6 protein-coding genes are annotated in these 6,930 nt (G+C 59.7%); 1 reads left to right on the top strand and 5 read right to left on the bottom strand.

The genetic code is table 11. The annotated features are described in order from the left end of the window. From fahA to FH08_RS0117800, 5 genes are all read right to left on the bottom strand, one after another. The coding region (gene fahA, locus FH08_RS0117820; RefSeq protein WP_035566492.1) for a fumarylacetoacetase at positions 1-1,306 on the bottom strand (1,306 nt) is incomplete at its 3' end. Then, positions 1,303-2,655: a homogentisate 1,2-dioxygenase gene (gene hmgA / locus FH08_RS0117815; RefSeq protein WP_031359631.1), complete on the bottom strand. Its 1,353-nt coding sequence runs from the start codon at positions 2,653-2,655 to the stop codon at positions 1,303-1,305. The genes hmgA and fahA, both read right to left, overlap by 4 nt. Positions 2,656-2,665: 10 nt before the next feature. Continuing rightward, positions 2,666-2,893: a DUF2783 domain-containing protein gene (locus FH08_RS0117810; protein WP_035566490.1), complete on the bottom strand. Its 228-nt coding sequence runs from the start codon at positions 2,891-2,893 to the stop codon at positions 2,666-2,668. 11 nt (positions 2,894-2,904) lie between these two features. Next, a complete protein-coding gene (locus tag FH08_RS0117805; RefSeq protein ID WP_031359629.1) occupies positions 2,905-4,572 on the bottom strand; it encodes an FAD-dependent oxidoreductase in 1,668 nt (555 codons plus the stop codon). A gap of 18 nt (positions 4,573-4,590) precedes the next feature. Then, complete coding sequence (locus tag FH08_RS0117800; protein ID WP_031359628.1) at positions 4,591-5,547, bottom strand: MBL fold metallo-hydrolase; 957 nt, start codon at positions 5,545-5,547, stop codon at positions 4,591-4,593. Between the two features lie 187 nt (positions 5,548-5,734). On the opposite strand from FH08_RS0117800, the gene FH08_RS0117795 reads away from it, so the two are divergent. Continuing rightward, entirely contained in the window at positions 5,735-6,562 is an 828-nt protein-coding gene (locus FH08_RS0117795) for an EAL domain-containing protein (RefSeq protein WP_031359627.1), read from the top strand. The last annotated feature ends 368 nt before the right edge of the window (positions 6,563-6,930 follow it).

Here is a 6,930-nt window from a genome sequence, read left to right as displayed (position 1 = left end):
CACCGCGCGCGGGCAGAATCACGCCCTTGCATTCGCCAAACCCCACCCGATACCCCTCGCCCTGACACCATCCGGTAAGCGTCAATTCATCACCGTCTTCAATAAACCTGCGCTCGCCGCCCTCTTCCAGCGTGATCGGGCGCTGCCCATTCCACGTCATCTCAAGCAGGCTTCCGCATGAATCCGGCGTTGCTCCGCTGATCGTGCCGGAACCCATCAGATCCCCCACGCGCGTGTTACAACCCGCCACCGTGTGATGCGCGAGTTGCTGCGCCATCGACCAATACATCAGCTTGAAATTAGTTCGCGAAAGCTTGGTTGCCGATCCAGCCAGCGCCGGCCGCAGATGCACTTCGAGTTCGATATCGAATGCATGATTACCAGCGTGGCGCAAATACGGAAGCGGTTCAGGCTCCTGCTTCGGCGTGGCCGCACGGAACGGTTCGAGCGCATCGAGCGTGACGATCCACGGCGAAATCGTGGTCGCAAAACCCTTCGCGTTGAACGGCCCGAGCGGCACGTATTCCCATTGCTGGATATCGCGGGCGCTCCAGTCGTTGAGCAACACCATGCCGAAGATATGCGACTCCGCATCTTCACAGTCAATAGGTTCACCCAGCGCATTTCCCGCACCAATGACAAACCCCGTCTCCAGTTCTATATCCAGCTTGCGGCATGCGCTGAACACCGGCCGCTCGGCATCGGGCAGCTTGATCTGGCCGCTCGGCCGGCGCACCGGCGTACCGCTCACGATCACCGATGAAGCGCGCCCGTTGTACCCAATCGGCATCTCCGACCAGTTCGGCAGCAACGCGTTCTTCGGATCGCGGAACATGGAACCCACATTGGTCGCGTGTTCCTTCGATGAATAAAAATCCGTGTAGCCGGGGATATCGATAGGCAGACGCAGCGTTGCGCTTGCTCTCGGCACAAGCGCGTGTGGACGGACCGACGTATCGTTTTTCAGCGTGTCGCAATCGGCTGCGAGCAGTGCGCTCACCTGGACACGCACGTGTCGCCACGCATCGCGTCCCAACGCAATAAACGCATTCAGCGTGGGCTGCGCGAACACCGGTTCGCATTCGATCAACCCCGCGCGATGCACGACGGCGAGGTCGAGAATCCAGTCGCCAATCGCCACGCCCGCGCGCGGCAGCGGATTGACTTCATCGGTAAAAATGCCGAACGGCAGGTTCTGGATCGGGAAGTCGCTTAGCGGATCGTTCGCGGATTCGATCCAGCTTTTAAGCGCTGGATCGCGCGTCGCTTCAAGCGCTTCGTGAGTCGAACCGTCTGAAAAGCTCATCGTTGCTCCGGGTTGAAATGTTTGGTCAGTCCCTGCCAGCACTCATAGTAATGCGCCTGCAGTTGCGCGGTTTCCAGGGCGAAGCGGGTCGGCTTGATCAGCGTGCGCGTTTCGAACATGAACGCCATCGTGTCGCCTACTTTTACGGGCGTCGATGTATCCGCGTTCGAGGCCTTCTCGAAGGTCTGCGCGTCCGGTCCATGTCCGGACATGCAGTTATGCAGGCTGGAACCGCCGGGCATGAACCCTTCGGATTTCGCGTCGTAGACGCCATGCACGAGGCCCATGAATTCACTCGCGACGTTCCGATGAAACCAGGGCGGCCGGAACGTGTCTTCGTTTGCGAGCCAGCGCGGCGGGAAAATCACGAAGTCGATGGCGTCCACTCCCGGTGTATCCGTCTGCGATTGCAGCACGAGGAAGATCGACGGATCGGGGTGATCGAAGCTGATCGAACCGATGGTGTTGAAAAGCCGCAAGTCGTATTTGTACGGCGCGTAATTGCCGTGCCACGCGACCACGTCGAGCGGCGAATGACCGATATCCGCGCGCCATAAAGCGCCGTTCATCTTCGCCACGAGTTCAAACGCACCTTCGCGGTCTTCATAGGCCGCGTGCGGCGTGAGGAAATCGCGCGGATTCGCAAGACCGTTCGAACCGATAGGCCCAAGGTCAGGCAGCCTCAACAAAGCGCCGAAGTTCTCGCAGATGTAGCCGCGCGCGGTGCCGTCCGGCAGCGCGACGGAAAAGCGCACACCGCGCGGAATGACCGCTATTTCAAAGGGTTCAATATCGAGCCGGCCAAGTTCAGTCGCAATCGATAAGCGCCCTTCCTGCGGCACGATCAGCAGTTCACCATCGGCGCTATAGAAGAAGCGGTCCTGCATCGAACGGTTCGCGGCGTAGAGATGGATCGCGCAGCCTTGCATGGATTCGGCCGCGCCGTTGCCGGCCATCGTCACCCAGCCATCGATGAAATCCGTGGGCGCATCGGGCATCGGCAGCGGATCCCAGCGCAGTTGATTCGGCGGCGTTGGCGGCACCTCGGCGAAGTTCGCGACGAGCTTCGCGCGCAGTGCGTTACCTTCGATCTGCGTGAACGGTTGATGCACCGCCGCCGGCCGTATCCGATACAACCACGAGCGCCGGTTATGCCCTCGTGGCGCGGTGAACGCGGAGCCCGAGAGCTGCTCGGCATACAGCCCGTAGTTCACGCGCTGCGGTGAATTGCGGCCAAGCGGCAGCGCGCCGGGCAACGCCTCGGTGGCGAAGTCGGCGGCAAAGCCCGATTGATAGTGACGGCTGGTTTCGGTGTGACTTGTGAATGCGCCAGGCGATTCTGGTTTCATGTTCTTTTCCTCAATTTAATACGCTGGCGCTCGAGGTCGCAACAGAAGCCGCAACGCCGCTTCGTGCCACTAACATCGCTTCGCGCAGCACATCCATATCGCCGATCTGGTTCGACAACAGCAGGATCAATTTCGCGTTCACCAGTTGGCTTTCGTCGTTGCCGAGGTCGCGATGCATATCGATCAGCGCTTCATAGAAGGCATCGGGGTCGGCTAGGCGCAAGGTGGTATCGAGCATGGCGGTCCTCATCATGCGGGCTGGGTTTGGTTCAGGCGCCAAGTCGCGCGGGCGAGTGCTTCGCGGACGGCGTGGGGTTCTAACGACCGAGCCCGCATAGCAATGTGCTGGTCCGGACGCAGGAGATAGAAGGTGCCGGGATGAGCATTTAAACGCTGGGCGAGAAGACCTTTTACGTCCTCCAGCACCTCGATACCTTCGCGCGATTCAACATCAGAACCCGCCGGCACGATCAAAACAAGCTTCATTTGCGGGCGCAAATCTTTCAACGCGTTCAGTGCATCCGGGGATTCGCCGAACAACACACCCGCAAACGACGACCCCACGCGCTGCAAGAACCATCCGTCATGGCCGGCAAAAAACACGGGCGCATCTGCCGCCACCGCGCCGGGTACGAGCGCGCAATGGAATGCATCGCGGTCCGGCGTGTTTAACGGCGAGTCATGCAGCACAGATGCCGTCGATAACCTCCCGCTGTTCACTATCCGCCGCGCAAAGGCGCAATCTTTCGCGAGCCGCAAAGCGGCGTCGCGGAACACACGCGATACATCGCTCTTCGGCGTGATGAAATCTGTTGAACGTGTGGAGTGGCGGATGTTTTCATCGGCGGCGGCTTCGCGTTCGCTGGCGTAGGTGTCGAGCAACGCATCGGGCGCATCGCCGTCAATCACCAGCTTTAATTTCCAGCCAAGATTGTCCGCGTCCTGCACGCCGCTGTTCGCGCCACGCGCGCCAAACGGAGATACCCCATGTGCCGAATCGCCCGCAAACAGCACGCGGCCGTGACGAAACTTGTCCATGCGCTGGCATCGGAACGTATAGACGCTCACCCATTCCAGTTCAAATTCAACGTCGGGTCCGAGCAACGCGCACACGCGCGGAATCACACGCTCCGGTGCTTTCTCCGCGATGGGGTCAGCGTCCCATCCCAACTGGAAATCGATGCGCCACACGTTGTCCGGCTGCCGATGCAGCAGCACCGACTGATTCGGATGAAACGGCGGATCGAACCAGAACCAGCGCTCGGTCGGGAAGTCGGCTTTCATCCGCACATCGGCGATCAGGAAGCGATCCTTGAATGTGCGGCCGTGCGCATCGAGGTGCATGAGAGCACGCACTGGGCTACGAGCGCCATCAGCAGCAACTACGTAACTAGCTCGCAGCGTGTACGGACCGTCGGGTGTGTCGATCTGCAGAGAAACGCATTCTTCCGACTGCGTAATACCCGTGACCTTGTTATGCCAGCGGCCATCGAGCAAGGGCAACTCGCGCGCCCGCTCAGCCAGATACCCTTCGACGTAATACTGCTGCAGATTGATAAACGCGGGCCGCGCATGGTCCGCTTCGGGCAACAGATCGAACGCGTAGAGCAACTCGTTTTGCAGGAACACTTTGCCCACATTCCAGCTCACGCCCTTCTGCACCATCGGTTCGCCGCAGCCGAGCCGATCAAATATCTCGAGCGTACGTTTCGCAAAACAAATGGCGCGCGATCCCGACGACAACGTGTGGTCATCGTCGAGCAGCACGACCGGGGCGCCCTGCTGCGCGAGGTCGATCGCGGTCGCGAGACCCACCGGGCCCGCGCCGATCACGACGACCGGATGCAGCGGCGCGTCGCCGTCCTGATCAGATGAGCGGCGGTACTCGAACGTGAGCGCCTGGAAGTCGATAGCCATGGTCATTATCGTCACCAATCAGCTCTCGAGCGTTTCCCACATTTCCTTGTCGCGCTGCGCTGTCCAGATGCGCGGATCGCGATATTGCGTGGCTTCATCGAAGGCGCGCGTGACGTCGAACGGCATGCAGTGATCGAAGATGACCCAGTCGCCGAACTTCGGCTTGAGCGCGGCATACGTGAGCTTGTAGATCTCGTTCAGGTCCTTGCCCGCCGCGGCGCCCAACTTCACCTGATTGAACAGTTCGCTCACGAAAGCCCGCGTCCCCGCGATACCGTCCGCCACTTGTTGCGGCGTCTTCAGCGCGGCGCCGCGGCCTGGAACTAGCTTCTCCGGATTGAACGCCGCGAGCGCGTCGAGCGTGGCCGGCCAGTCCTGGTAATAGGCATCGCCGCAATAAGGCGTCGCACCGTATTCGACCAGATCACCCGACAACATCACCTTGTCCTGGGGCAGCCACAGCACCGTATCGCCTTTGGTGTGGCCCCGGCCGAGCTGCATGATGTTCACTTCGAGCTTACCCAGCCAGAGCGTCATCTCACCCTCAAACGTGAGCGTCGGCCACGTCAGCCCCGGCACCGACTCCACCGCATTGAACAGGCGCGGAAAGCGCTCGATCTCGCTCTTCATGTCCTGCTCGCCGCGCTCGACGATCAGGTCGTACGTATCTTGGCTCGCGATGATCTGCTGCGCGCCATACGCCGACGCACCGAGCACCCGCACCGCGTGATAGTGCGTGAGCAGGACGTATTTGATGGGTTTATCGGTGACTTCACGGATCCGGCGAATCACGTCCTGCGCCATGACGGGCGTGGCTTGCGTGTCGGCGACGAGCACCGCGTCGTCGCCAATCACGATGCCCGTATTCGGATCGCCCTCTGCCGTATACGCATACGCGTGCTCGGAGAGTCGCTCGAATGTCACCTTCTTTTCCGCCAAGTCTGCCTGCGACGCAAATTTCTTCTCGCCAGCCATGAGTGTCTCCTGATAGTTTGCGGTTTCAATTACGCATAGTAAAACGAATTACGTTAAGTGAAATTAATGTTAACCCTAGTCATGTGTGACGCGATGGTTTCGGCTCATATGAATATGTGGATTTTGTGCAAGGCGTCACGCGTGGCACTGCTACCATCGACGCTACACCTCTCACACATCCGCTTTCATGATTGCCCCAACCGTCCCGCAACTTGTTTCCCGCGCCTCGGACTACCCGTTTCCCGGCGCGCGCATTGTCATGGGCGAAGGGGCGAGCGCGGGCACGGCCATCGCGGTCTCCGAAGGGTTTTGTCTGGCGAGCGGCTATGAACCTATCTTCGATGTCACCACGCGAGGGTTGCCGCAATCCCTGACGGCATCGGTGGAAAGTGCTGAGCGATTCGGCGATGAACTTGGTTTTCAAGCGCTGACCCTCACCGGCGATGGCGGGTCATTCGATCCTTTCGGGCAACTCGACGACGACCCGAAGCTGGTCGAACTCGACCGCCTCTCACGCGCGTTGCACGCGTTTAATTTTTTTGGCGCGCAGCGGCCGGGCTTGCTGTTCTTAAGGGTGCATGAGCGTCTGCTCAAGAGCGTGAAATACGATCACGGCAAGCATTTTTCGTCCGTGCTGATCGAGTTTGGATTGAACCCGGCGCGGATCGTGATTGAGTTGCCGTCTGCGGCGGTCGCGCATCGGACCTTCCTCGGATATCTCGTGAAGAGTTATCAGAAGTATGGGTTCAAGGTCGCCGGCAACTTGCCCAATGCCGGGCAGATCATGTCCGTGTCGGATATGGCCCGGCTGGATTTCATCAAGATGGATGCGGGTATGGCGCTCAGGGATTCTGTGGTGAAGCCGTTGGTGGGGTATGCGCACCGGCTGAAGATTCCGCTCATTTTTGATCACGTCGGCGACGAAGCGCAGTTCGAAGCGCTGCAGCAATTCGATGTGAGCTTTGTTCAAGGGCCCGCGTTCGAGGCACATGCGATTGTGCCGGGGGGACGGTAGGGTCGTTGGTACGTCCTGACCCCGTTGCCTTTCAAGCCCGTCCGCGAGCTCGAACCAAAAATCATCCGGCTGTGAACCTGCCATCAACAGGCATGGCGATGCCTGGAATCATCGCAACATTCTGCGTGTTCATCCGAGCACCCTCCTTCATCGCCAACCCTGCAGTTCGACGAGCATTGTGCAATGCAATAGCTTTCAATCGCAGCGATGCTCCCGCACGATAGCCCCGTAAAACCACGCAAAAACACAAACGGAAATGCTGCGCAGTGCCTTGACTTTCATCGAATCGAATACGATCATTCGCTCACAGAACGAGCAAATGATCGACGCAACACGGATTTGGCCCTGCGCCCACTCCTTGTTCGACG

Source organism: Caballeronia sordidicola, from assembly GCF_000729995.1.
GTDB lineage: Bacteria > Pseudomonadota > Gammaproteobacteria > Burkholderiales > Burkholderiaceae > Caballeronia > Caballeronia sordidicola_A.
Note: the sequence above shows the minus strand (reverse complement) of the source record. Positions and strands in the feature narration are given on the sequence as shown.